Genomic DNA, 22,964 nt, shown 5'->3' with positions numbered 1-22,964 from the left:
GCGGGGTCTCGGAGGACTACTCGACGAGCTTGCCGGTGGTGTCGACGTCGCGCATGAGTTCGGCGATCTCGGCCGGGATCGCGGGGATCTCCTCGCGCGTCACGCCGGCGGTCGGCGACCAGACGAGGTTCACCTGCAGGGTGGGATCGGTGTCCGGGAAGTCGCTGCGGTTGTGGCAGCCGCGGGTCTCCCGACGCTCCCGGGCCGCCTCCAGCGTCGCCCGGGCGGCGAGCGCGGAGGATTTGAGGTCGAACGCATGGGCGAGGTCCTGGAATCCGGCGATGTCCGGGTGGATGCCGATGTCCTCCATCCGCCCCTCGATCATGTCGAGGTCGGCGAGGCCCGCCTTCAGCCCTTCTTCCGACCGCACCACACCGGCGTACTCGGTCATGAGGTTGCGGATCGCGCGCTGCAGCGCCCGGACGTTCTCCCGCCCCTCGGCGGCGAGGAGGTCGTCGATCTCGGCCCGCGCCGCCGCCACGGCCTCCGCGGAACGGCGCTGCGCGTCCAGCCCCGCCGCATGCGCCATGGCCGCCTGGCCGACGATCCGCCCGTAGACGAGCAGCTCGATGAGGGAGTTGCCGCCGAGACGGTTCGCCCCGTGGAGTCCGCTCGACGCCTCCCCGATCGCGTACAGCCCTTCGACGTCGGTCCGGTGGTCGTCCGGCCGCACCCACACACCGCCCATCGAGTAGTGCGCGGTCGGTGCGATCTCGATCGGCTCCGCCGTGATGTCGAGCATCTGCAGCTCCATCATCGTCTGATAGACGCGCGGCAGCCGGGTCATGATCGTCTCGCGGGGCAGGTGCGACACGTCGAGCCAGACGCCGCCGTTCTCGGTGCCGCGTCCTTCCTGGATCTCGGTGTAGGCGGCGAGGGCGACGCGATCGCGCGTCGACAGCTCCATCCGCTCGGGGTCGTACCTCTCCATGAAGCGCTCCCCGAGCGCGTTGCGCAGGATGCCGCCTTCGCCGCGCGCCGCCTCCGAGATGAGCGTCCCCGCGGCGTTCTCGGGCTCGATGATGCCGGACGGATGGAACTGCACCAGCTCGGGATCGCGGAGTCGCGCGCCCGCATCGACCGCGAGCCGGAACGAGTCTCCGGTGTTCTCGTCGCGCCGCGACGAGGTGCGCCGCCAGATGCGGTTGTGTCCGCCGGCGGCGAGGATGACCGCGTCCGCGTGGATCAGGTAGCGCGTGCCGTCCGCCTGGTCGAACCCGTAGGCGCCGAAGACGACGTTGTCGCGCACGAGGAGGCGGGTGATGTAGACGTTGTCGAGGATGGGCACGTCGAGCTGCTCGGCGCGGGCGACGAGGGTCCGCTGGATCTCGAGGCCCGTGTAGTCGCCGGCGAAGGCGGTGCGGCGGTAGGTGTGGGCGCCGAAGAAGCGCTGCGAGATGCGGCCGTCCCCTTCGCGGGCGAAGTCCATGCCCCAGCGCTCGAGGTCGCGGATGCCGCGTTCGGCGCCCTGGGTGACGATCTGGACGGTGTGGGGGTTGGCGAGGAGGTAGCTCTCCTTGATGGTGTCCGCGGCGTGCTGCTGCCAGCTGTCCTCGGCGTCCATCGTGCCGAGCGCCGCGTTGATGCCGCCGGCCGCGAGCGACGTGTGGGCGTCCTGCCGCGGGCGCTTGCCGACGGCGAGCACGTCCACGCCGTGCTCGGCGACCTCGATCGCGGCGCGGAGCCCGGAGCCTCCCGTGCCGATCACGAGGACCGTGGTGGAGATCTGTCGTTCGGGTGCATTCATGCTCTCGACGCTAGTTAGGCGATCCTAATAACTCCAATGCATAGTTCGTCTGGAAACCATGCGGGTACGCTATGGATATGAACCTCGAGCAGCTCCGCGGGTTCGTCGAAGTCGCCCGCCTCGGACACTTCACCCGCGCCTCCGAGCACCTCCATCTCGCCCAGCCGTCGCTGAGCCGCCAGATCTCCACGCTCGAGCGGGAGCTCGGCGCCGAGCTGTTCCACCGGGCGCGCGGGCACATCGCCCTGACCGCCGCGGGCGAGACCCTGCTCCCCCGCGCCCAGCGCATGCTCGCGGAGGCCGACGCCATCCGCGACGAGGTGGCCGAGCTCGCGGGGCTCCGCCGCGGCCGCGTGCGCCTCGGTGCGCCTCCCACCCTCTGCATCAGCCTCGTGGCGGAAGCCCTCAGTTCGTTCCACGCCGCGCACCCCGGCATCGACCTGCACCTCACCGAGGGCGGCTCCCGGCTGCTCGTCGAGCAGCTCGCGGTCGGCGCCGTCGACATCGCCCTCGTCACCCAGTCCGAGGGTCCGGTGCCCGCGGGGGTCAGCCTCACCCACGTCCCGCTGCTCGCCGAGGAACTCGTGGTGATCTCGTCGGCGTCCGCGCCTCCGGTCACCCATGGCCCGTCCGTGAGCCTGGCGCACCTCGCCACTCTCCCGCTCATCCAGTTCGACGAGAGCTACGAGCTGCGGGCCGCGATGGACGCCGCCTTCCGGGCCGCCGACCTCACCCCGACCCTCGCGTTGGAGGGCGCCGAGATGGATGCGGTGCTGCGCTTCGTCGAACGAGGTGTCGGTGTGGCGGTCGTCCCGGCGATGGTGCTGTTCGAACGCCCCGCGCTGCGGTCCGCGCGACTCGCCCACCCCGCGATGTCGCGGACGATCAGCCTCGCCCACCGCTCCGACGTCACCCCCGCGGTCGCGGTGTCGGCGATGCGCACCGCCATCATGGCCACGGCGGCCGACCTCGCCGAGCGCGACCCCGCGATCACCAGCCTGCTCTGACCGGAGGATTCGCCCGGGAACAGCAAGAACCCCCGCCGCTTCCGCGACGGGGGTTCTTGTACTGTCTCAACACAGTGTGCGCCTCGAGGGACTCGAACCCCCAACCTTCTGATCCGTAGTCAGATGCTCTATCCATTGAGCTAGAGGCGCAGGACCCGCGGTGTTTTACCGCCCAGCGGGCCGACGACCAGCCTACAACAGACGAGAGCGGAAAGCGAAACGAGGCCTCAGTCCGCCTTGGCGGCCGTCTTCTCCTGCTTCTTGCGCCGTTTCTCCTTCGCCCGCTGCTCCGAGGAGAGCGCCTGGAGATCGACCAGTCGCAGCGCCTGCATCCGCGCCTCACGCATACGCGCGTAGTCCGGGTCCTGATCCGGTCGCATGCCCTCGACGCGCAGCCGGCGGTCCAGATTGTGCCGCACGTCGGCCCAGGCCGCCGCCCGCGCCTCCTCGACGATGCCCTCGAGCTGGGCGCGGTCGTCCATCATCTCGCGCAGCCGCTGGGCGACGCCGTGCGACTGCTTCGCCCGGCGTCGCAGGTTGCGCACGTCGCGATCCCGGTAGTCATGCGTGCCGACCGGATCGGAGTGCCGGCCCCGTGCCCGCTTCCGCAGCGCCGTGACCGTGGCAGCCGCCTCCTCGGACTCCTCCGCCATCGCCCCGAGGGCGGCACGGGCATCCTCGACGTACTTGTCGAGGTCGAAGACGCCGCCCTCCGCGATCGTGCCGATGAGGATGTGATTCTTCACGGCGAGGCGCGCAGCGGCCGTCGCGATCGCGACGCCTTCGGCGATGGCATCCGCAGTCCGTCCCACCGGCACCTCCTCCTTTCGAGCGTACCGGTATCGGTGCCGCGCAGTCTCGGCCGGAACGGCTCCCGATCAGCATCTCGCAGACCTCCGACATCCGCGAGTGGCGGCGGCTCGCGGTCAGCCGACGACGCCCACCCAGATCCCCGACGCCCACGTCTGCTGCTCCCCCGAGCAGCCCACCGAGCCGGGGAACCCCCGGACGACCGCCATGCAGTTCGCGAGGAACTCCGGGTCGCCGCCGAACATCGCGGCGTACGCGTTCGACGAGGTCAGGGTGCGCCAGACGCGGAACTGGTAGATGTGGGCGAGCTCGTGTGCCATCGCCCAGTTCAGCCGCCCCTCGCTCCATCCCGCGATGTCGGCGCGGTACTTGATGTAGCCGTTGCTGTTGGCGCACGCGGGAGCCGTGCCGCCCGCGCACGACGACGACTCGTACAGCCCGACGCCACCCCCGCCCACCCGGTCCAGGGCCGCCCGCACGCGCGCGTACCCGTCGGGCCCGCTCGACGACCACGGAGGACCGCCGGGGCCGGCCGTCTGCGCGGCCTGCCAACCGGCGACCTCGGTGCCGACCTTCTGCGTGAGCGCGCGCAGGGTCGCCGTCGCCGCGACCACCGTGTCCGGGTCCGTGCGCTCGGCGCGCACCGTCTCCTGTGCCGAACGCGCCGATGCGAGCTGCACCGCCGTGTCGACCTTGCCGTCCGCGTTCCGGAGCGCCGCGGCCAGGGTCGACAGCTCGTTCAGGAAAGCGGGCCGCACCGCCAGGACCGCCGCCCGATCGGCCGTGTCCTGCTCGGCCTGCGCGATCGCACCCGACAGATGATCGGTGCGCTGCGCGGCGTCCTGGGAGCGGGCCGCGACGACGGCGAGCTCCGCCAGCGCCTCCGCGCGCTCGTGCTCCAGCCCCTCCGCCCGCGCGGTCACGGATGCCGCGAGCAGCACGGCCGCCGCCACCACCACCGCCAGCGCGCGACGCATCACTTCAGGAAGCCCGTCGTGTCGGACAGCTCGGCGTCCTGCTCGGCGATCCGGGAGCGGAGGTCGGTGAGCCGCTCGGCCAGGGCGAGGTTGTCGCTCTGCGACTCCTCGAGCACCAGCTCGATCCGGGCGATCTCGGCCTTCACCGCCGCGAGGTCGGCGGCCCGCTGCTGGTCGGCCACCACGACGAGGGCGGCGCCACCGAGCAGGAGGATCCCCCCGACGACGACAGCAAGACTTCGCATCTCGCTCCCCAGGACAACGCGAACAGACCGGACCGACTCCGACCGGACAAGGATACAACCGGAGCGCCGCGCGCCGGGGTCGTCTTGGCGGGCGCCTCGCGTCAGCGCCCGGCGCTGCGCGCCAGCCGGTTCTCGGCCGCGGCCTGGCCACTGGCCAGATGCAGCGGGACGATCCGGCGCAGCGTCGCGACGTCCCGCGCAGCGACGGCATCGAGGATGACCCGGTGCTCCTCCGCCATCGCCTCCAGATCGTCGTGCTGACCGAACAGCCAGCGCAACCGCGTGAGGAACACCGAGATCAGCTCGCCCAGCATCTCGTTGCCCGCGAGGTCGACGGCCACCTCGTGGAACGCGGCCGCCGCGCTGCGCGCCGCCTCGCCGTCCCCGGATCGAGCCGCGACGAGCTCGCGCTCGTACGTCGCCCGCAGCCGCGCGAGCCCCGCCGCATCGTGCCGCTCGGCGGCGAACACGAAGATGAGCGTCTCGATCGCTTCCCGCACCTCCGCGAAGTTGCGGATGTCGTCATGCGTGAACTCCCGGACCACGGCCCAGGTGCGCGGACGTGCCACCACCACGCCCTCCGCGACGAGGGTGCGGATGGCCTCGCGCACCGGCAGACGGGACACGTGCAGCTCGGCGGCGATGTCCCGCTCCACGAGCCGCGACCCGGGAGCGCGCCGACCGAGCACGATGTCGTCCCGGAGGATCCTCGTGACCCTGACCGACTCGAGTTCCCCGCTCGCCCCTATAGCCCCCGCCATCTGGGCATTGTCGCATCCCGGCCTGGGATCGGCCAACTTTGGTATCCCAGACCGGGCGGAAGTGCGGGGCCTCAGGGACGCCGGTTCGCGCGTGCGAGGTTCGCGGTGAGCTCCTCGGCGTTCTGGCGCACGACATAGGCCGGGCGGTCGCGCTCGACGCGCCAGGACTCGCTGAGCGGACCGACGTTGACCGTGTCGAAACCGGCCTCGTCATAGAAGCGCGTCACGAACGCCACCGCGTCCGCGTCGTCGCCGGCCGTGGCCAGGGCCCGCCGGTTCGGGGCACCGGCCGGAGCGCCGTCCGTCGTGATGTCCGCGGCGTAGATGTGGTTGAAGGCCTTGGCGATCTTCGACGTGGGCAGCTGCGCCTGCACGAGCTCGGACGTCGTGGTCTCGCCCTTGTCCAGTGCCTCGATGTGCCCGTCGCGCTCGAAGTAGTAGTTGTTCGTGTCGAGCACGATCTTCCCGGCGAGCTGTGCGGCCGGGAGCCGATCGATCGCGTGCAGCGGCACGGTCACCACGGCGACGTCCGCGGCGGCGGCCGCCTCTTCCGCGGTCGCCGCCCGGGCCTTCGGCCCGAGCTCGGCGACGAGGTCGGCGAGCGTCTCCGGTCCTCGCGAGTTCGCGATCACCACGTCATAGCCGTTCGCCACCGCCACCCGGGCGATCTGGCTGCCGATGTTGCCTGCTCCGATGATTCCGAGAGTTGTCATGCTCGCCCCAACGTCTGCGGCGCGAGGCTATTCCCGGCGGGGAGCTGCGCGAAGCCTCGCGGTCAGAGGCGCGTGAGCGCGTCCTCGGCCGCCACCCAGGCGAGCATGGCGCACTTCACGCGGGCCACGTACCGCGACACCCCGCCGAGCGCTGCGGCATCGCCGAGGAGCTCCTCGTCGGGTTCGATCCGGCCGCGGGAGCGCATCGCCTCCCGGAACGCAGCGATGCGCATCTCGAGCTCCTCCACCGTGAGTCCCTCGGCGAGCTCGGCCAGGAGGGAGGCGGACGCCTGCGAGATCGCGCAGCCGTGCCCTTCCCAGGCGATCGCCTCGACACCGCCATCCGGACCGCGATGCACCTGCAGGGTGACCTCGTCCCCACAGGTGGGGTTGAGCTGGTGCGACTGCGCCGGGATCTCCTCGCGGAGACCGAACCCGTGCGGCGTGCGCGAGTGGTCCAGGATCAGCTCCTGGTACAGGTTCTGCAGGTCGCTCATGCGCCCCTCCGGAAGAAGGCGATCGCCCCGGCGACCGCGTCGATGGCCGCGTCCACCTCGGACACGGTCGTGTACAGATAGGTGCTCGCCCTGGTCGACGAGGTCACCCCCAGCCGGCGATGCAGGGGCTGCGCGCAGTGGTGCCCGACCCGGACCGCGATGCCCTGGTCGTCGAGGAACTGTCCGACATCGTGCGAGTGGATGCCGGCGACGTCGAAGCTCGCGAGCCCCACCCGCGGCAGCGCGATCCCCGCCCCGAGGACTCGGACGCCGTCGATCGCGCTCAGCCCGTCGACGAGACGGCGCCCGAACGCGGCCTCGTGCGCCGCGATGCGCTCCATGCCCACTCCGGAGAGGTAATCGACGGCGGCGGCGAGCGCGATCGCCTGCGAGACCCGCTGCGTCCCGGCCTCGAAGCGCTGGGGCGGGGGGAGGTACTCGGCCTCGGTCGTGGTGACCGTGGTGATCATGGAGCCACCGGTCAGGAACGGCGGCATCGCGGAGAGGACCTCGCGCCGGCCGTACAGGGCGCCGATCCCGGTCGGCCCGAGCATCTTGTGGCCGGACAGGACCGCGAAGTCCACGCCGAGGTCGTGCACGTCCAGCGGCAGGTGCGGCGCGGACTGACAGGCGTCGAGCAGCGTGAGCGCGCCCACCTCGCGGGCGAGCGCGACGAGGTCCTCGACGGGATTGATCACGCCGAGCACGTTCGAGACGTGGGTGAAGGCGACCAGGCCAGTGCGCTCGGAGATGAGCTCCGCGGCCACGTCGAGACGGAGCGCGCCGTCATCGTCGAGGGGGATGACGCGGAGCGTGGCACCCGTGCGGGCCGCGAGCTCCTGCCACGGGATGAGGTTGGCGTGATGCTCCATCTCGGTGGTGACGATCTCGTCGCCCTCGCGGAGCCGCAGTCGTTCGGCGGCGGCTCCGCCCCGGCCGAGCGAGGCGTTGGAGAGCGCGTAGGCGACGAGGTTCACGGCTTCGGTGGCGTTCGAGGTCCAGACGATCTCTTCGTCATCGGCCCCCACGAACCGGGCGAGGGTGCTGCGGGCGTCCTCGAAGAGCTCGGTCGCCTCGGCGGCCAGCGTGTGGGCGCCCCGGTGGACCGCCGCGTTCATGGTCGTCGCGAAGCGCCGTTCGGCGTCGAGCACCGACGCCGGGCGCTGTGACGTCGCCCCCGAGTCGAGGTACGCGAGAGGGTGCCCGTTGACGCGGGCGTGCAGGATCGGGAAGTCCTCACGGATCCGCTGCACCTCGGTCTCGGTCAGCGGGGTGATCACGTCGACTCCGGGAGAAGCGCTCATCGTTCCAGTCTCCCATCTTCCGGGCGACCGGGGTCCGGCTCCGGGCGAGCACAGCTTCGGAGGCGGGACGAGACTCCCCGGGCCGTACGGCCGCGGGACGGCGCGTCGGCGGGCGATCTCCGAAGTCGTGCGCGGGAGGGGCTAGGACATGCGGGCGAGGCGGGCCCGCGCGATGCAGAAGGCGCCGTACAGCGCGAAGCCGACGCCGACCGCCCCGAGGATGAAACGGCCGAACGGCAGGGAGAGCAGGCTGTGCAGAGCGGCATCGAGACCCGCGGCCTTCTCCGGATCCTGCGTCACGGCGGCGACCACGAACAGCACGCCCGTCACGCCCACCGCGATGCCCTTGCCGATGTAGCCCACGATGCCGAGCGCCATCACGCCGGCGCGGGCGGCTCCGGTCGGCACGTCGATGAGCTTGCGGAAGGAGCGCATGATCCCGCCGATGATGAAGCCGATGCCGACACCGATGACGCTGAGACCGATCACCACGAGCAGCGCCACCCCGCCGGGTGCGGCGAGGACCACCTGGCTCAGGGTCTTCGAGGCGTCGGAGGACTCCGCCCTCCCACCGACGGCGTAGACCAGCGCCAGACCGGCGATCACGAGGTAGGTACCGGAGATGCCGAAGAGCTTGAGCCGCTTGCCCCACTTCTTCGTCTCGGCCGGGTCGGCGGCGAGGAAGCCGCTCGCCACCTGCCACACCGCGAGCGCGAGGAGCCCGACGGCGATCGCGAGCAGCAGCAGCCCGCCGATCGGGTTGTTGCGCACCTGCTCCATCGCGCCGTCCTGGTCGGCGTCCCCCGACCCGCCCGCGGCGATCGTGATGGCGATCGCGCCGATGATGATGTGGATGATGCCGAGGACCACGAAACCCGCGCGGGCGGTCCGGCGGAACGCGGTCGAGTCTTTCGCCACCCGCGCCGCGTGCTTGACGCTGCTCATGCTCGAAGGGTATCCGCCGCGCGCATTCCCGATCAGGGGGTTGCTTTCCGCGCGCACGGTGCGCCAGCGCTCAGGCGATCCGTTCCACCGGCTGGCGCAGAATGGTGCGCAGCTTCTCCGGGGCCGTCCGACGGCGGTCGCTGAGGTAGATCTCGTGATGTCGCCCGCGCATCCGCAGTCCGTGCTCCGGGACGAAGCGCTCGTGCAGCTCTTCCAGCACGGGACCCTCATCGTCGAACGGTCCGACGTGCAGCGTCTGCACGCACAGGCCCTCGTCGAGCACCTCCCGGCGGACCGCCGTCAGGGCGGCAAGCTCCTCCCCCTTCTTCGCGGCCTTGGCTGCGACCGTCTCGACGGCGCGGTCGAAGAAGGCAGGGGTCACGTGATCCCCGACCATGATCATGAGCGTCCAGAGCCACGTCGACTTGTCCCGTCGGGTGGTGAACGAGGCCATGTCGGGGGCATGCCAGAGCCCTTCCAGGGGCATGACGACCTGATCGATCCCGAGCTCGGCCCTGGTGGTGAACTTCAGGGTGTACGCCAGGGGGTAGAGCGCCGCGACCGCGTCGGAGAACGCAGGAGCGGTGTTCGGGTCGCCGGCGCCGTCGACCATGAGATACGTCAGCGGCGGCACCTCGAGGGTGCGGAAGGCCCCTCGTTTCGCCTGGTACGCGTCGAGTGTCCTCTTGGGATCGATCGCCGCCATGGGTCTGCCTCTCGCGTTCATCCGCCGGTTCGCTCAGTGTGCCACCGGGCACCGACATCGGGTCGAGTCCGGAGGACCCGACCCGATGTCGCCGTCAGCCCTCCTCGACCGGCAGCCAGAGCTCGCAGGAGGCCGTGTCGCCGGTGAACTCCCGGTAGCGGACGATCGAGGGTCCGGGGCGCAGCCGCCACGGATTCGAGGGGAACCATTCGGTGGCGGTGGCGGCCCAGAGCTCCTGCAGGGTCTCGGGGAAGGGCCCGCTCGCGGCGAACACGGCCCACGCTCCCTCGACCACGGGAAGGGTGTCGAGGTCGTCCGGGACCGCCGTCCCCTGGCGGACGGCCACGCCGTGCAGGTAGGTCAGCGGCGTCCCCTCGGGGGCGTCCGGGTCGATGTCGGCGGTCACGGCGAGGATGCCCGCGGGCTCCTCGTCGCCGAGCGCCTTGAGGCGGGCGTGCTCCTCCGGCGGGATGCCGGCGATGTGCTCCTGGATGTGCGGATTGACGCCGACATGGATGAGCGGGACCTCGGCGGCATGGCCGGCGAGGACGAACGCGGGACGGCGGGTGATGGTGACGTCCATCGGGGTACTCCCTTCGACGCTCAGGCGGAACCGGAGCGTGGGTTGTGTGCGGAGAGGACCCCCGTGTCGACGCGCGTCGGCCGGTCCGATGCCGTGCACGGCGCGGAACGCCCGGCCGAAAGCCTCGGTCGAGCCGTAGCCGTGCCGGACGGCCACGTCGAGCAGACTCGGCGCCCCGGCGGCGAGCTCGGCGCCCGCGAGCGTCATCCGGCGACGGCGCACGTACTCGGTCACCGACATGCCGGCCAAGGCCGAGAACATCCGGCGCAGGTGGTACTCGGTGGTGCCGTGCGCGCGGGCGAACGCGGCGATGTCGATCTCCTGTCCGCCTTCCGCGTCCACGAGGTCGACCAGGGCGTTGAGCGTGCCGATCACGGGGATCCTCCTTTCCCCCTCATCGTGTCGCCGCGGCCCCCGATCGCACCCGATCGTTCCGGTCCGATGCGGTCGGCCGACCGGTCAGAGCTCGACCGGGACCGCCGGTTCCGTGTCCTCCACCTCGGGGTGCCGGGCGAGGTTCACCACGGCGGCGAGGAGACCGCCCCACACGGTGACCATGGCGATGATCATCATGACGATCGCGGTGGTGGTCATGCTCCCGCTCCCTTCGTCTGCGCGGCCGGGACGGCGATGCTCGTCGTCTCCGGATCGGCGTCGTAGTCCTCCTGATCGAGGAAGTCGTCGTACCCGACGTCGTCCTTCGCTCGCGATCGCCGGCTCCACGGCACGAGCGACAGCAGCACGCCCCCGATCACCAGCGCGATGACCATGCCCCAGCCGAAGACGCCGAGGAACCAGCCGGGATAGCCGCTGTACGGCTCGGCGATCTTGGCCAGGAGCTCCGAGACCAGCAGGTACCCGAGCACGAGCGGGGCCAGCACGCCCACGAGGAGGCGCCACAGCAGACCGACTCGGAAGCTCGACCGGCGGTTCAGGTGCTCCTGCAGCTGCGGCAGCCGGTGCAGCACCCAGGCCACCACGATCACCGCGACGAGGGCGACGGCCATGATGCCGAAAGCGTTGACGAAGGCGTCGGTGGTGTCGAGCACCGACAGCGCGGTGGTGGTGGAGAACAGCGCGGCGGAGATGATCGCCAGCGGGATCGAGACGACGAGGGTGGTGCGCACCCGCGCCCAGCCGAGCTTGTCCTGCAGCGCCGCGACGATCACCTCCAGGATCGAGATCATCGAGGTGATGCCCGCGAACACGAGGGCCCCGAAAAACAGCACACCGATGATCGAGCCGCCGGTCGCCTGCGACACGATGGTCGGGAAGGCGACGAACGCGAGACCGATGCCCGAGGTCGCGACGCCGGAGACGTCGGTGCCCTGCGCCTGGGCCATGAAGCCCAGGGCCGCGAAGACGCCGATGCCGGCGAGGATCTCGAACCCGGAGTTGGCGAACGCGACCACCAGCCCGGAGCCGGTGAGGTCGGTCTTCCGCTTCAGGTACGAGGCGTAGGTGACCATGATCCCGAATGCGACGGACAGCGAGAAGAAGATGTGCCCGTAGGCGGAGGCCCAGACGGCCGGGTCGGCGAGGGCCTCCCAGTTCGGCGTGAAGAACGCGTTGAGACCGTCCAGGGCGCCGGGGAGGAAGAGCGCCTGCACCACGAGCACAGCGAACATGAGGGTGAGCAGCGGCATCAGGATCATGTTGGCGCGGCCGATGCCGCGCTTGACGCCGAGTGCCATGATGACGATGACGATCAGCCACACCGCGATCAGCGGCAGGCCCACCTGCGGCACGAACTCCCCGGACAGGCCGACCTCCGCGACGTCGGCCGACTGCAGGAAGTCGACGAAGAAGAAGTCGTTCTCGTTGCCCGCACCCCAGGTGAGCTGCGCCGAGAACCAGGTGTACATGCCCGCCCACGCGACGATCACCGCGTAGTACACCGCGATGACGACGCAGATCAGCACCTGCCACCATCCCAGGGGCTCGGCGGCCCGGTGCAGGCGCCGGAAGGCGAGCGGCGCGGAGCCACGGAAGCGGTGGCCGATCGCATAGTCGAGGAAGAGCAGCGGGATGCCGGCGGTCAGCAGTGCGCACAGATACGGGATGAGGAAGGCGCCGCCGCCCCCCTCGTAGGCGACGTACGGGAAGCGCCAGATGTTCCCGAGCCCCACGGCCGAGCCGATGGCCGAGAGGATGAACACGTTCCGGGAGCCGAAGGCTTCGCGCTGCGGCGTCTGGGTGGGTTCAGGCATGCCCGCGAGGATACCCGAACGGGCATTCCCGGGCGACTCTTCGACCGCCCTCACAGCACCGTCGTCAGCACTCCTCCATCGGCACGCAGAGCCGCGCCGTTGGTCGCCGATGAGCGGGTGCTGGCCAGATACACGACGAGGTCGGCGATCTCGGAGGGGTCGAGGAAGCGCTCGAGCAGTGTCGTCGCGTTCTGCCCGATGATCGCCTGCTTCATCGCCTCGACGGAGACGGACCGGGCGTCGGCGACCGCCGCGACGCTCGCCGCGACGCCCTCCGAATAGGTCGGTCCGCCCAGGACGGTGTTCACCGTCACCCCGGTACCGCGGGTGAGCTTGGCCACCCCATTCCCGAGGGCGATCATCGCCGCCTTCGTCACGCCGTAGTGCACCATGTCGGCCGGGATGTTCACGCCGGACTCGCTGCTGACGAAGACGATGCGCCCCCAGCCGCGCTCCCGCATCCGCGGCAGGAGGGCCCGGGAGAGGCGCACGCCGCTCATCACGTTCACCTCGAAGTAGCGCGTCCAGTCCTCGTCGGCGATGTCCGCGAAGTCGGCGAGCCCGAAGAGGCCGACGTTGTTGACGAGGATGTCGACGGCACCGAGCCGCTGCGTCAGGTCGGCCACCTGACCGGGATCGGTGAAGTCCGCGGCGAGCCCGGAGACGGCCACCTCCGGATGGGTGGCGCGCAGCCGGTCGACGGCGGCATCGAGTTTGCGCTCGTCGCGGCCGTTGAGGACGACGTCGACGCCCTCGGCCGCCAGCGCGGAGGCGATGGCGAAGCCGATCCCCTGGCTCGATCCGCTGATGAACGCCCTCGTGCCGCGCAGCCCCAGTTCCATCTGTCCCTCTTCCGATCGCGCGGTCGCATCCGCTTTACTTGCCTGAGCAAGTCATACTAGCCAGCGATCACTTTCCCACGCAAGCGAAGAGCACGGCTCGACCGCTACGGTGGAGGAATGTCGCCATCCTCCTCCGCCCCCTTGAGTGCCGATGAGCTGGACGTCTGGTCGGCGCTCGCGACCCTCCTCGAGCGCCTCCCCGCCGCCCTCGACGCGCAGCTGCAACGGGACAGCGGACTCACCCACTTCGAACACGGCCTCCTCTTCGCCCTCGATGCGGCACCGGAGCGCACGCTCCGGCTCAGCGTCCTCGCCGGCTACGCGAACAGCACGCTGTCCCGGCTCTCTCGCGCGATCACCCGCCTGGAGGCGAAAGGCTGGGTCCGTCGCGAGGTCGATGGGGAGGACGGGCGCTTCACCCTCGGCATCCTCACGGAGGCGGGGCACCGGAAGGTCGAGGAGTCGACTCCCGCACACCAGGCCCTCATCCGCCGCGTCGTCTTCGACACCCTGACCCCGGCGCAGGCACGGCAGCTCGGCACGGCCAGCCGGAAGATCTCCGCCGCACTCTCGCCCGAGCCTGCCTGGGCACCGCAGACGAGGGCGTGAGGAGGGCCCGCCCGCGTCCGGGAACACGAAAGCCCCGGCGAGCGGACTCGTCGGGGCTTCTCCGTGCGGAGACGAGGGGATTTGAACCCCTGGTCCCCGTAAGGGGACTCCACCTTAGCAGGGTGGTGCACTAGGCCGGACTATGCGACGTCTCCAGGCATCCGACCCGAAAGCACGGATGCACCCCACCATCATAACGGGTCCGGCGCACGGTCACGAACCGCCGGCCCCGAGGGGTCCTCCGCGCAGGCCGATCACCCTGCGATACTGTCCGCACGTTCCGGGGTCCGCCCCCGCGGGCGCGAGAGGAGAGACCATGTCCGAGACTTCCGGAGCGCACGCCCGCACACCCCTCGTCGCACCGGCCGACCCGAGACGCGGGGCCATCGGGTACGCCACCGTCCTCTTGCTCCTCGCCGTGAGCTACGGCCTGTGCGCCGCACAACCCAGCACCATTCCCAGCCCCTGGGCGTTCCTGGCGATGCTGATCACCGTGGCGATCGTCTTCCGGGTCACGAGGGCGCGCGCCCTCGTGCAGCGCGTGTCCTGGGTGGTGCTCTCGGTCGCCGGCGTGGCCGCCCTCCTCGCCGCGTTCTTCGCCACGGACAGCCCCGCCCTCGCCGTCGCACTGTCCGCGGCATCGATGATCACCCTGCTGATCTCTCCGTGGGCGATCATCGCCCATCAGGTTACCCGGCGCGGGCTCGACGTCGAGGCGCTCCTCGCGGCCGTGACGGCCTACATCCTCGTCGGCATGTTCTTCGCCTTCGTCTACAACCTGCTCTCACTGCTGCTCGCCACCCCGCTCTTCGGCGACACCGCGAGCGACTCGCTCGGCAATCAGCTCTTCTTCTCGTTCACCGCCCTCACCACGACGGGGTACGGCAACCTCGTCCCGGTCGCGCCGGGCGTCCAGGGCATCGCCGTCGCCGAGGGCATCACCGGACAGTTCTTCCTCATCACGGCGGTCGCCCGGATCATGCGCGGTGCGAGCGCGCAGCGCCGCACATCGACGCCGACCTGAGCCGCACCGCTACTCTGAGTCGGATGAGCACGTCGCCCCGTGAGGACCATATCCTCGAAGGACCGCATGGCCCCCTCCGGATCCGTGTGTACTCGCCGCACTCGCCGACCGGTCATGGACTCGTCTGGGCGCACGGCGGCGGTTTCGCGGGCGGCGACCTGGACATGCCGGAGGCCGATGCGGTGGCGCGGGCATTCGCGGACCGCGGGATCCTCGTCGCGAGCGTGGACTATGCACGAGCACCCGTGACAGCGGAGTGGAGCGCACGACTCGGCACACCCGAGCGGGAAGGCGCGTCGTACCCGATCGCTCATGACGAGGTGGTCGCGGCGTTCCGCTGGGCCGTGTCATCGAGGCCAGCGACGCGCGGCTGGGCGATCGGTGGCGCCAGCGCCGGGGGAAACCTCGCTGCCGGCGCGGCACTTCGCTTGTCCCACGACCCCGGCCCGAGGCCGTCCCTCGCAGTGCTCGCCTACCCCACGCTCCACGCCGTGCAAGCCGCTCCTCCTGTGGAGCTGCGCACCTTGTTGGACGCCGCGCCGGAGGCCGACGTGTTCCCGCCGGCGTTCGTCCGCGGCATGTACGAGAACTATCTCGGCGGCGACATCGCCGCCGCCGACGCCTATGCCATTCCCGGGACGGCGGAGCCCGAGGCCCTTGCCGACTTCCCGCCGACGATCATGGTCAACGATGAAACCGATGAGTTGCGGGTTTCCGGTGAGGCCTTCGCCGACTCGCTCCGCGCTGCGGGAGTCGATGTGACGACCGTCGTGGAACCGGGCACCACCCACGGCCATCTGAACCGCCCGGAAGAGCCCGCTTTCACCGTGACGATCGACCGGTTCACCGCTCGGATCAGGCGACTCGCCTGACTCGCCTGACTCGCCTGACTCGCCCACGGTCTACCGTCCGCGAAGCGCCTGAGGGTCGATCAGCGCACGTTGCCGTTCGAGCAGGTCTGCTGAGCGGCCGAGTTGCCCTTGATCGAGTCGGGCAGGGCGACCACATCGGGAGAGGTCGTGGGGGCGGGCGATGCCTCCTGCGTCGGCGTGGCCGGCTCCGTCGGCGTGGCAGGCTCCTGCACGACCACACCGTCATTGCTGTTGTTCTGGTGGGTGATCTGCAGCTGCGCGTTGGCCTCGATCGCGTCCCAGAGGGTGGCGGCGGCCTCGTCGTTCGGCACGACCTTGTTGGGGTTGTCCCAGTCGGTCAGCGTCGGGTACTGCACGAAGACGATGTCCTCGAACGGCACCGACTTCACGGCGAGCGCGATCTGCACGATCATCATCGGGTCGGCGAGCGACGTGCTCGTCTCGAGGTTCTGGATGCCCGTGTTGGCGAGCTTCAGCATGACGGGCACGTTGCCCAGCACCTCGCCGCTGATGAGCTTGCGGGCGAGGCTGGACATGTACTGCTGCTGGTTGCCGATGCGGCCCAGGTCGCTGCCGTCGCCGACGCCGTGGCGCGTGCGGAGGAACTGGAGGGCCTCCAGGCCCTGCACGGTGTGCGTGCCGGCGGCCATGTCGAGGCCGGTGTACCGGTCGCGGATCGGGTTGGCGAGGCAGACGTCGACGCCCCCGATCGCGTTCGTGATCTCGATGACGCCGCCGAACGTCACGGAGGCCGCGAACTGGACCTCCTGGTCGGTCAGGGCCGAGATCGTGCGGACGACGCAGTTCAGCCCGCCGTCCGAGTACGCGACGTTCAGCGGCTGCTTGCTCATCGCCGCCGTCGCGTTGCCGTTCTCGTCCTCGCACTCGGGGATCGGGATCATGAGGTCGCGCGGGAAGCTCACGACGGTGATGCGTCGCGGCTCCTCGGACACGTGGACGAGCAGGTTCACGTCGTTCAGATTGCCCTCGGCGTCGTCGCCGGAGCAGCGATCGCCGAAGTACTGCTTGTAGTCGTCCTCGCAGGTGTCGACACCGGTGAGGACGAGGTTGAAGCCGCCCTTGTAGGCGCTGATGTCCGGCGGGAGGTCTTCCTGCCCGTCGAGGTCCACGGCATTCGCGGAGACCGTGCTGGACAGATCGACGTACACGTAGGCGGCGACGCCGATGCCGCTGATGAGGACCACGGCCATCGCGATCGAGAGGAACTTCAGGAGCTGACTGACCGGCCCCGGCGAGCGCAGCTGGCCGTGTCGCGCGACGGTGCGTCGGCGGCGGGTGTTCTCGCTCACTCGGGCCCTTTCGAATTCGGCGACGGCGGGGGGACCGCGCTCAGGAAGCGGAGGGTGTGGGATTCGAACCCACGAGACATCTCTGCCCACTGGTTTTCAAGACCAGCTCCATCGGCCGCTCGGACAACCCTCCCGACAGGAACTCCTGCCGACCAGGCGCGAGTCTAGCCGAGTTCTATTCTCCTGCGTCGACCTGGACGGGCGCTGGAAGCGTGTCGAGAGCCGTCGCGAGACCGCCCTGCTCGACATCGGCGGTGATCTCCCCCGCCGCGTCCTTCACCTCCGCCGGCGCCTGCCCCATGGCCACGGCACGACCGCCACCACGGCGCGCCCAGCCGAACATCCCGATGTCGTTGCGCCCGTCGCCGGCGACCAGCACCCGCGCGGGATCGAGGTCGAGCTCGGCCCGCACGCGCTCCAGCGCCGTGCCCTTGTCGACGCCCTGAGGCGCGATGTCCAGCCAGGCGGTCCACCCGATCGCGTACGAGACCTCGTTGAGACCGGCGTCGGCGACGAGTCGATGGAAGTCGTCCTCGTCGTGCCCCGGCGAGACGACGACGATGCGGGAGACGGGGAGGGCGCCGAGCTCGTCGAAGTCGACCTGGCGTCCGCCGTCGAGGGTCCAGTCGTCGAGCTGCTCGGTGAACAGACGCTGCCCGGAACCGAGCTCCACCATGTAGCGGGCATCGGGTAGCCGATCGCGCAGCAGCTCCAGCACGGGAGTGGGGTCGAACGTCTCGACGTGCCAACGCTCCCAGTCGTCTCCGTGGCGGCGCATCGTCACGGCTCCGTTCGAGCACACGACGTGATCGGCCGTGAGGCCGAGCTCCTCCACGTAGCGGCGCGTGGCCATCCAGCTGCGCCCGGTCGCGATGGTCACCAGGTGCCCGGCGTCCCGGACGCGGGCGACGGCCTCCGGCACCCCGGGGCTCATCGTCTCGTCCTGCAGGATGATGGTCCCGTCGACGTCCAGGCCGATCAGCCAGGGGGCCGTCATCGGGCGCTCCCCTCGTCGGCGAGCGGGCGGATCACCTCGAGTCCGCCGAGGTAGGGGCGCAGGACCTCGGGAACACGCACCGAGCCGTCCGCCTGCTGGTGGGTCTCGAGCAGGGCGACGATCCAGCGCGTGGTCGCCAGCGTGCCGTTGAGCGTCGCGACGTGCTGGGTCTTCGGCGCCGCGGCGCCGTCCTCGGCCGCAGGACGGTAGCGCACGTCCAGCCGCCGCGCCTGGTATGTCGTGCAGTTCGACGTGGAGGTCAGCTCGCGAAAGGCCCCCTGCGTGGGCACCCAGGCCTCGATGTCGTACTTGCGCGCGGCGCTCGACCCGAGATCGCCCGCGGCGACGTCGATCACGCGGTAGGCGAGGCCGAGCGAGGTCAGCATCTCCTCCTGCAGGGCGACCAGGCGCAGGTGCTCCGCCTCGGCGTCCTCGGCGGTGGTGTAGACGAACATCTCCAGCTTGTTGAACTGGTGCACGCGGATGATGCCGCGGGTGTCCTTGCCGTGCGATCCGGCCTCCCGCCGGTAGCAGGTGGACCATCCGGCGTAGCGGAGGGCGCCGCGCGAGAGGTCGACGATCTCGTCCTTGTGGTAGCCGGCGAGGGCGACCTCGCTCGTGCCGACCAGGTAGAGGTCGTCGTCCTTGTCCAGGTGGTAGACCTCGTCGGCGTGCTCGCCGAGGAAGCCCGTCCCCTGCATGATCTCGGGGCGCACCAGCGTGGGCGTGATCAGCGGGACGAAACCGTTCTGCAGGGCCTTGTCGAGGGCCAGGTTCATGAGGGCGATCTCGAGACGCGCCCCGATCCCGCGCAGGAAGTAGAAGCGCGCGCCGGAGACCTTCGCGCCGCGCTCCATGTCGATGGCTCCGAGCATCTCGCCGAGTTCGAGATGGTCCTTCGGCTCGAAGTCGAAGGCGGGCACCTCGCCCACGCGGCGCAGCTCCACGAAGTCGGCCTCGCCACCGGCGGGCACCCCGTCGATGACGACGTTCTCGATGCGGGCGAGCGCCGCGGACGCGGCCTCGGCCGCCTCGTTCGCCGCATGCTGGGCCTGCTTCACCCGGTCGGCGAGGTCCTTGGCCTGTGCCACCAGGGCGGCCTTCTCCTCCTTGGGCGCCTTCGCGACCTGCTTGCCGAAGGCGTTCTGCTCGGCCCGCAGCTCCTCGAAGGCGGCCAGCGCGGCCCGACGCGATCGATCGGCCTCGAGTGCGACGTCGACGGTGCTCTGGTCGTTGCCACGGGCAGCCTGCGAACGGCGGACGATCTCCGGGTTTTCGCGGAGGAGTGCGAGGTCGATCATGCCGCAAGTCTACGAGGTGTGCGCGGGGGTGCCGGAGCGCGGGGATGCCGCACCGCGCCCTCGCCGTCGTCGTCCTCCATGAGGTGGTCAGCGGCGATCCCTCACCTCACCCTGGCCCCTCACCCGACAGGGGTCGCCTCGCATGATGCCGGTCTAGAGTAGCGCCATGACCACGAGTCCTCCCGTCCTGCAGCAGGCGGCACTCGTGTACAACCCGGTGAAGGTCGACGGCAAGCGACTGCGCACCCAGGTCCGTGATCTGTCCCGCGAGGCCGGGTGGGCGCACCCCGCGTTCTACCCGACGACCCTGGAGGACGCGGGGCAGGGGGCCACCGCCGAGGCCCTGGCGCGCGGCGTCGACGTGGTGCTCGTGGCGGGCGGGGACGGCACCGTGCGCGCGGTCACGGAGGCCATGGCGAACACGGGCGTCCCCCTCGCGATCCTGCCGAGCGGCACGGGGAACCTCCTCGCGCGGAACCTGGGGCTCTCCCTCACCGACCCCGCCGAGATGATCCGGGCCGCCCTCGGCGACTTCCGGCATCCCATCGACATCGGGTGGGCGCGCCTGACCCGCGAGGACGGCACCGCCGAGGAGCACGCGTTCGTCGTGCTCGCCGGCATCGGCCTCGACGCCGACATGATCGCGAACACCCGTGCGGATCTGAAGAAGTCCGTCGGGTGGATCGCCTATGTCGACGGCGCGGCCCGCTCGCTGCCGCGCGCTCGGCCGTTCCGCGCGGTGTACCAGATCGGAACGGGACGACTGCATTCGACGAAGGTGCACAGTATCCTCTTCGCGAACTGCGGCACCCTCCCCGCGGGCATCTCCCTCATCCCGGACGCCTCCATCACGGACGCGACGCTGGACGTCGCCGTCATCCAGCCGACGGGCGTGCTGGGCTGGCTCGGCGTCTGGCGCAAGATCTGGTGGGACAACTCGGTGCTCCGCCGGTTCCGCGCCGGGCGGATCGTGCTCGAGCGCCGCGGGTCGGACGCCTCGGTCCACTACTTCCGGGGAACACGCGCCGAAGCGGCCGCTCCCGGCCCCGTTCCCGTCGAACTCGACGGCGACGAGTTCGGCGCCGCGGTGCGTGTGACGTGCCGGGCCGACCCGGGCGCGCTCCTGCTGGCGCTGCCGGCCGGCCACCCCGTGCACATCCTCTGACGGAGGCTTCCAGGGTCAGCGCACCTCGACCGTGCCGTCGAGGCCGCCGCCGACGAGCGTCAGCTGGAACGGCGCGTCGTCGTCGACGTCGTCCTCGGGGAACTCGATGACGGTGCCCCGCGGCGCCATGTCCATCGTGCATGCCTGGTTCTCGTCCGTGACGAACGTCACCGTGCCGGTGCTTCCGTCGGCCTCTGCGGACTCGACCACCGGGGGACACCCGGACGAGCCCCAGGTGAGGAGCACGAGCCCGCCGTCGTCGAACCAGGCGGCCGAGGGCTGGTACTCGGTCGAGGACCCGGGTGCGGCGGTGGCGTCCGGGTCGCCCTCCACGTCGATCTCGTCGATCAGGTCGGCGGCGGTCACCACGAGCGTCACGTCCTTGGTCGGATCGACGCCCTCCGGCAGTGCTCCGAGGCTCGCGCGGGGGGCGAGATCCGCCGTGCACGCCTGCTCCGTGGCTCCGTCTGCCTCCGGCTCGACGAGGGTGACCGACACCCGCTGTCCGTCCGCGGAGACGTCCTCGATCTGCGGGACGCAGGTCGACGAGCCCCAGCTCACGATGGCGAACATCCGACCGTCATCGAGCAGGACGCCGTCCATGTCGTCCTGGTCGTCGCCGGTGCCGGCGTTCCCGGGCCCGCTGGACGGGTCCGAGGTCGAATGCGGCGCAGCGCCGCCCGGGCCGACGGTGCAGCCGGCGAGGACGAGTGCCGCGGCGAGCGCGGAGGACACGGCGAGCACGAGCCTGCGGGGAGTCATGCCCCTCAGGGTACCCGCGCGGTCCTCCGACCGAAACGGGGGTTGACGCGCCCCGTCGTCACTGCAGGGCGGAGGTGAGCCGTGCGAGGTTGTCCAGCACGGTCGAGCGCAGCGGCTGCTGCATCCACTCCTCGAGCGTGAGCTCGCGACTCAGCGACCGGTACTTGTCCTCCACCTCGCGCATCTCGGCGACGAACTCCTCACCGCGCACGAGCATCGAGACCTCGAGGTTCAGACCGAAGGAGCGCATGTCCATGTTGCTGGAGCCGATCACCGCGACCTCGTCGTCGATCGTGAGGCTCTTCGTGTGCAGGATGTAGGGCTTGCGATACATCCAGATCCGCACGCCCGCGCGCAGCAGCGCCTCGTAGTAGCTGCGCTGGGCGTGGTAGACCATCGCCTGGTCGCCCTCCTCCGACACGAAGAGCTCGACCTCGACGCCGCGGTCGACGGCGGCGGTGACCGCGAGCAGCAACGCCTCGTCCGGGACGAAGTACGGGCTGACGATCATGATCTGCTTCTTCGCCGCGTACAGCAGCGCGAGGAACAGGCGCAGGTTGTTCTCGACCTCGAAACCCGGACCCGAGGGCACCACCTGGCAGTCGAGGTCGCCCGAGCCGATGTTGGCATGGGAGATGTCGATCTCCTCGAGCACCACATCGGTCTCGCTGTACCAGTCGCTGAGGAAGATCGCGTTCACGCTCAGCACCACGGGCCCGTCCAACCGCACCATCAGGTCGACCCAGTGCAGGCCGCGGCGGATGTTCCTGGGCAGGTTGTAGGTGGAGTCGGTGATGTTCTGCGAGCCGAGGAAGGCGATGTTGCCGTCGACCACGAGGAGCTTGCGGTGGTTGCGCAGATCGGGGCGCTGCATCTTGCCCTTGAGCGGCTGCACGGGCAGCATCAGGTGCCACTCCGCGCCCATCTCGTTGAGACGGGCGATGGTCTGCCGGTACCGCGGCTTGCCCCGGTTCGCCCAGTGGTCGAGGAGCACGCGCACCGCGACCCCGCGGGCCGCGACCTCCTCGAGCGCGCGGAAGAAGTTGTCGGTCGAGTCGTCCGACTGGAGGATGTAGAACTCGACGTGCACGTAGTCCTGCGCGGTGCGGATGGCCTCGGCCATCTCGTCGAGCGACTCCTGGTAGTCGGAGATCAGGTGCGCGCCGTTGTCTCCGGAGAGCGGGAGGGCGCCGAGACGCTGGTTCATCTGGACGATCGGCCCGAACCACGCGGGCGCGTTCGGGCGGAGCGTGCCGAAATGCAGGTGTTCGCTCGTCTCCGCGATGTACTCGTTGATCTGCTCCTGCTTGCGGCGCCGCGCGCGCGGCAACCGGGGGTTGCCGATGAGGAGGAACAGGAAGACGCCGACCACCGGGATGAAGAACACGGCGAGAAGCCAGGCCATCGCCGCCGTCGGACGACGGTTGCGCGGGATGACGATCACGGCGGTGACACGGATGATGATGTCGAGCACCAGGACGAAGGCGGCGACCCACCATCCCCAGGATTCCGCGGTCATCACGCCCCCTCACCCACGCCAGGGATGATCACCCTGGGGCGCACCGCAGCCGGCGCTT

Annotated in this window: 24 protein-coding genes and 3 tRNA genes; 5 read left to right on the top strand and 22 right to left on the bottom strand. The window is 70.4% G+C overall.

The features are described 5' to 3' along the window. Positions 1–16: 16 nt before the first annotated feature. Entirely contained in the window at positions 17–1,747 is a 1,731-nt protein-coding gene (locus KAF39_RS07170) for an L-aspartate oxidase (RefSeq protein ID WP_210676632.1), read from the bottom strand. Between the two features lie 71 nt (positions 1,748–1,818). On the opposite strand from KAF39_RS07170, the gene KAF39_RS07165 reads away from it, so the two are divergent. Then, positions 1,819–2,754, top strand: coding sequence for a LysR family transcriptional regulator (locus KAF39_RS07165; protein WP_210676631.1), 936 nt, complete (start codon positions 1,819–1,821; stop codon positions 2,752–2,754). Positions 2,755–2,831: 77 nt separating this feature from the next. Here KAF39_RS07165 and KAF39_RS07160 read toward each other — a convergent pair. The 14 genes from KAF39_RS07160 to KAF39_RS07095 form a co-directional block, all read right to left on the bottom strand. Next, positions 2,832–2,904: transfer RNA gene (locus KAF39_RS07160), tRNA-Arg, on the bottom strand. Between the two features lie 77 nt (positions 2,905–2,981). Further along, on the bottom strand, positions 2,982–3,566 hold the full coding sequence (locus KAF39_RS07155; RefSeq protein ID WP_210676630.1) for an asparagine synthase: 585 nt from the start codon (positions 3,564–3,566) through the stop codon (positions 2,982–2,984). Positions 3,567–3,680: 114 nt separating this feature from the next. Then, the gene (locus KAF39_RS07150; RefSeq protein ID WP_210676629.1) at positions 3,681–4,541 is read right to left on the bottom strand and encodes a hypothetical protein; all 861 of its coding nucleotides are present in this window, start codon (positions 4,539–4,541) and stop codon (positions 3,681–3,683) included. Next, entirely contained in the window at positions 4,541–4,786 is a 246-nt protein-coding gene (locus KAF39_RS07145; RefSeq protein ID WP_210676628.1) for a hypothetical protein, read from the bottom strand. The genes KAF39_RS07150 and KAF39_RS07145 overlap by 1 nt, the downstream gene beginning before the upstream one ends. A 101-nt stretch (positions 4,787–4,887) precedes the next feature. After that, positions 4,888–5,547, bottom strand: coding sequence for a GntR family transcriptional regulator (locus KAF39_RS07140; RefSeq protein ID WP_210676627.1), 660 nt, complete (start codon positions 5,545–5,547; stop codon positions 4,888–4,890). Between the two features lie 71 nt (positions 5,548–5,618). Then, the gene (locus tag KAF39_RS07135; protein WP_210676626.1) at positions 5,619–6,260 is read right to left on the bottom strand and encodes an NADPH-dependent F420 reductase; all 642 of its coding nucleotides are present in this window, start codon (positions 6,258–6,260) and stop codon (positions 5,619–5,621) included. A 62-nt stretch (positions 6,261–6,322) separates the two neighbouring features. Next, on the bottom strand, positions 6,323–6,757 hold the full coding sequence (gene sufU / locus KAF39_RS07130) for a Fe-S cluster assembly sulfur transfer protein SufU (RefSeq protein ID WP_210676625.1): 435 nt from the start codon (positions 6,755–6,757) through the stop codon (positions 6,323–6,325). Further along, positions 6,754–8,061: an aminotransferase class V-fold PLP-dependent enzyme gene (locus tag KAF39_RS07125; protein WP_210676624.1), complete on the bottom strand. Its 1,308-nt coding sequence runs from the start codon at positions 8,059–8,061 to the stop codon at positions 6,754–6,756. The genes sufU and KAF39_RS07125 overlap by 4 nt, the downstream gene beginning before the upstream one ends. 141 nt (positions 8,062–8,202) lie before the next feature. After that, positions 8,203–9,006, bottom strand: a complete 804-nt coding sequence (locus KAF39_RS07120) for a DUF1206 domain-containing protein (RefSeq protein ID WP_210676623.1) — start codon at positions 9,004–9,006, stop codon at positions 8,203–8,205. 70 nt (positions 9,007–9,076) lie between these two features. Then, entirely contained in the window at positions 9,077–9,712 is a 636-nt protein-coding gene (locus tag KAF39_RS07115; RefSeq protein WP_210676622.1) for a GyrI-like domain-containing protein, read from the bottom strand. A gap of 94 nt (positions 9,713–9,806) precedes the next feature. Continuing rightward, a complete protein-coding gene (locus tag KAF39_RS07110) occupies positions 9,807–10,670 on the bottom strand; it encodes an AraC family transcriptional regulator (protein ID WP_210676621.1) in 864 nt (287 codons plus the stop codon). Between the two features lie 84 nt (positions 10,671–10,754). Beyond that, positions 10,755–10,889: a methionine/alanine import family NSS transporter small subunit gene (locus KAF39_RS07105; protein WP_083391612.1), complete on the bottom strand. Its 135-nt coding sequence runs from the start codon at positions 10,887–10,889 to the stop codon at positions 10,755–10,757. Further along, complete coding sequence (locus tag KAF39_RS07100) at positions 10,886–12,505, bottom strand: sodium-dependent transporter (protein ID WP_210676620.1); 1,620 nt, start codon at positions 12,503–12,505, stop codon at positions 10,886–10,888. Before KAF39_RS07100 ends, KAF39_RS07105 begins: the two co-directional genes overlap by 4 nt. Positions 12,506–12,555: 50 nt before the next feature. After that, positions 12,556–13,347 carry an SDR family NAD(P)-dependent oxidoreductase gene (locus KAF39_RS07095; RefSeq protein ID WP_210676619.1) on the bottom strand — a complete coding sequence of 264 codons (792 nt, stop codon included), beginning with the start codon at positions 13,345–13,347 and terminating at the stop codon, positions 12,556–12,558. A gap of 117 nt (positions 13,348–13,464) precedes the next feature. Here KAF39_RS07095 and KAF39_RS07090 point away from each other — a divergent pair, with 117 nt between their 5' ends. Further along, positions 13,465–13,956 (top strand): MarR family winged helix-turn-helix transcriptional regulator, encoded by a 492-nt coding sequence (locus KAF39_RS07090; RefSeq protein ID WP_210676618.1) that lies wholly within the window; start codon positions 13,465–13,467, stop codon positions 13,954–13,956. 66 nt (positions 13,957–14,022) lie between these two features. Here the strand turns inward: KAF39_RS07090 and KAF39_RS07085 are convergent. Further along, positions 14,023–14,111 (bottom strand) — tRNA-Ser (locus KAF39_RS07085). A 161-nt stretch (positions 14,112–14,272) separates the two neighbouring features. On the opposite strand from KAF39_RS07085, the gene KAF39_RS07080 reads away from it, so the two are divergent. Together KAF39_RS07080 and KAF39_RS07075 are read left to right on the top strand one after the other, a co-directional pair. Beyond that, positions 14,273–14,980, top strand: coding sequence for a two pore domain potassium channel family protein (locus KAF39_RS07080; RefSeq protein ID WP_210676617.1), 708 nt, complete (start codon positions 14,273–14,275; stop codon positions 14,978–14,980). A 23-nt stretch (positions 14,981–15,003) separates the two neighbouring features. Then, positions 15,004–15,852: an alpha/beta hydrolase gene (locus KAF39_RS07075; protein ID WP_210676616.1), complete on the top strand. Its 849-nt coding sequence runs from the start codon at positions 15,004–15,006 to the stop codon at positions 15,850–15,852. A 59-nt stretch (positions 15,853–15,911) separates the two neighbouring features. On the opposite strand, the gene KAF39_RS07070 is transcribed toward KAF39_RS07075, so the two are convergent. The 4 genes from KAF39_RS07070 to serS form a co-directional block, all read right to left on the bottom strand. Next, a complete protein-coding gene (locus KAF39_RS07070) occupies positions 15,912–17,162 on the bottom strand; it encodes an LCP family protein (RefSeq protein ID WP_210676615.1) in 1,251 nt (416 codons plus the stop codon). Positions 17,163–17,210: 48 nt separating this feature from the next. Next, positions 17,211–17,295 (bottom strand) — tRNA-Ser (locus KAF39_RS07065). A 42-nt stretch (positions 17,296–17,337) separates the two neighbouring features. After that, positions 17,338–18,159: an HAD family hydrolase gene (locus KAF39_RS07060; protein ID WP_210676614.1), complete on the bottom strand. Its 822-nt coding sequence runs from the start codon at positions 18,157–18,159 to the stop codon at positions 17,338–17,340. Beyond that, a complete protein-coding gene (gene serS / locus KAF39_RS07055; RefSeq protein WP_210676613.1) occupies positions 18,156–19,460 on the bottom strand; it encodes a serine--tRNA ligase in 1,305 nt (434 codons plus the stop codon). The genes KAF39_RS07060 and serS overlap by 4 nt, the downstream gene beginning before the upstream one ends. 166 nt (positions 19,461–19,626) lie before the next feature. On the opposite strand from serS, the gene KAF39_RS07050 reads away from it, so the two are divergent. Beyond that, positions 19,627–20,625 carry a diacylglycerol kinase family protein gene (locus tag KAF39_RS07050; protein ID WP_210676612.1) on the top strand — a complete coding sequence of 333 codons (999 nt, stop codon included), beginning with the start codon at positions 19,627–19,629 and terminating at the stop codon, positions 20,623–20,625. A 15-nt stretch (positions 20,626–20,640) separates the two neighbouring features. Here the strand turns inward: KAF39_RS07050 and KAF39_RS07045 are convergent, their stop codons facing one another. Continuing rightward, complete coding sequence (locus KAF39_RS07045; RefSeq protein ID WP_210676611.1) at positions 20,641–21,387, bottom strand: hypothetical protein; 747 nt, start codon at positions 21,385–21,387, stop codon at positions 20,641–20,643. Between the two features lie 58 nt (positions 21,388–21,445). Continuing rightward, positions 21,446–22,906: a cardiolipin synthase gene (gene cls, locus KAF39_RS07040; RefSeq protein WP_210676610.1), complete on the bottom strand. Its 1,461-nt coding sequence runs from the start codon at positions 22,904–22,906 to the stop codon at positions 21,446–21,448. Between the last annotated feature and the right edge of the window lie 58 nt (positions 22,907–22,964).

Origin of the sequence: Microbacterium sp. BLY (assembly GCF_017939615.1) — a bacterium.
GTDB lineage: Bacteria > Actinomycetota > Actinomycetes > Actinomycetales > Microbacteriaceae > Microbacterium.
The sequence above is the reverse complement of the archived record's forward strand: the minus strand, read 5'-3'. Positions and strand labels throughout refer to the sequence as shown.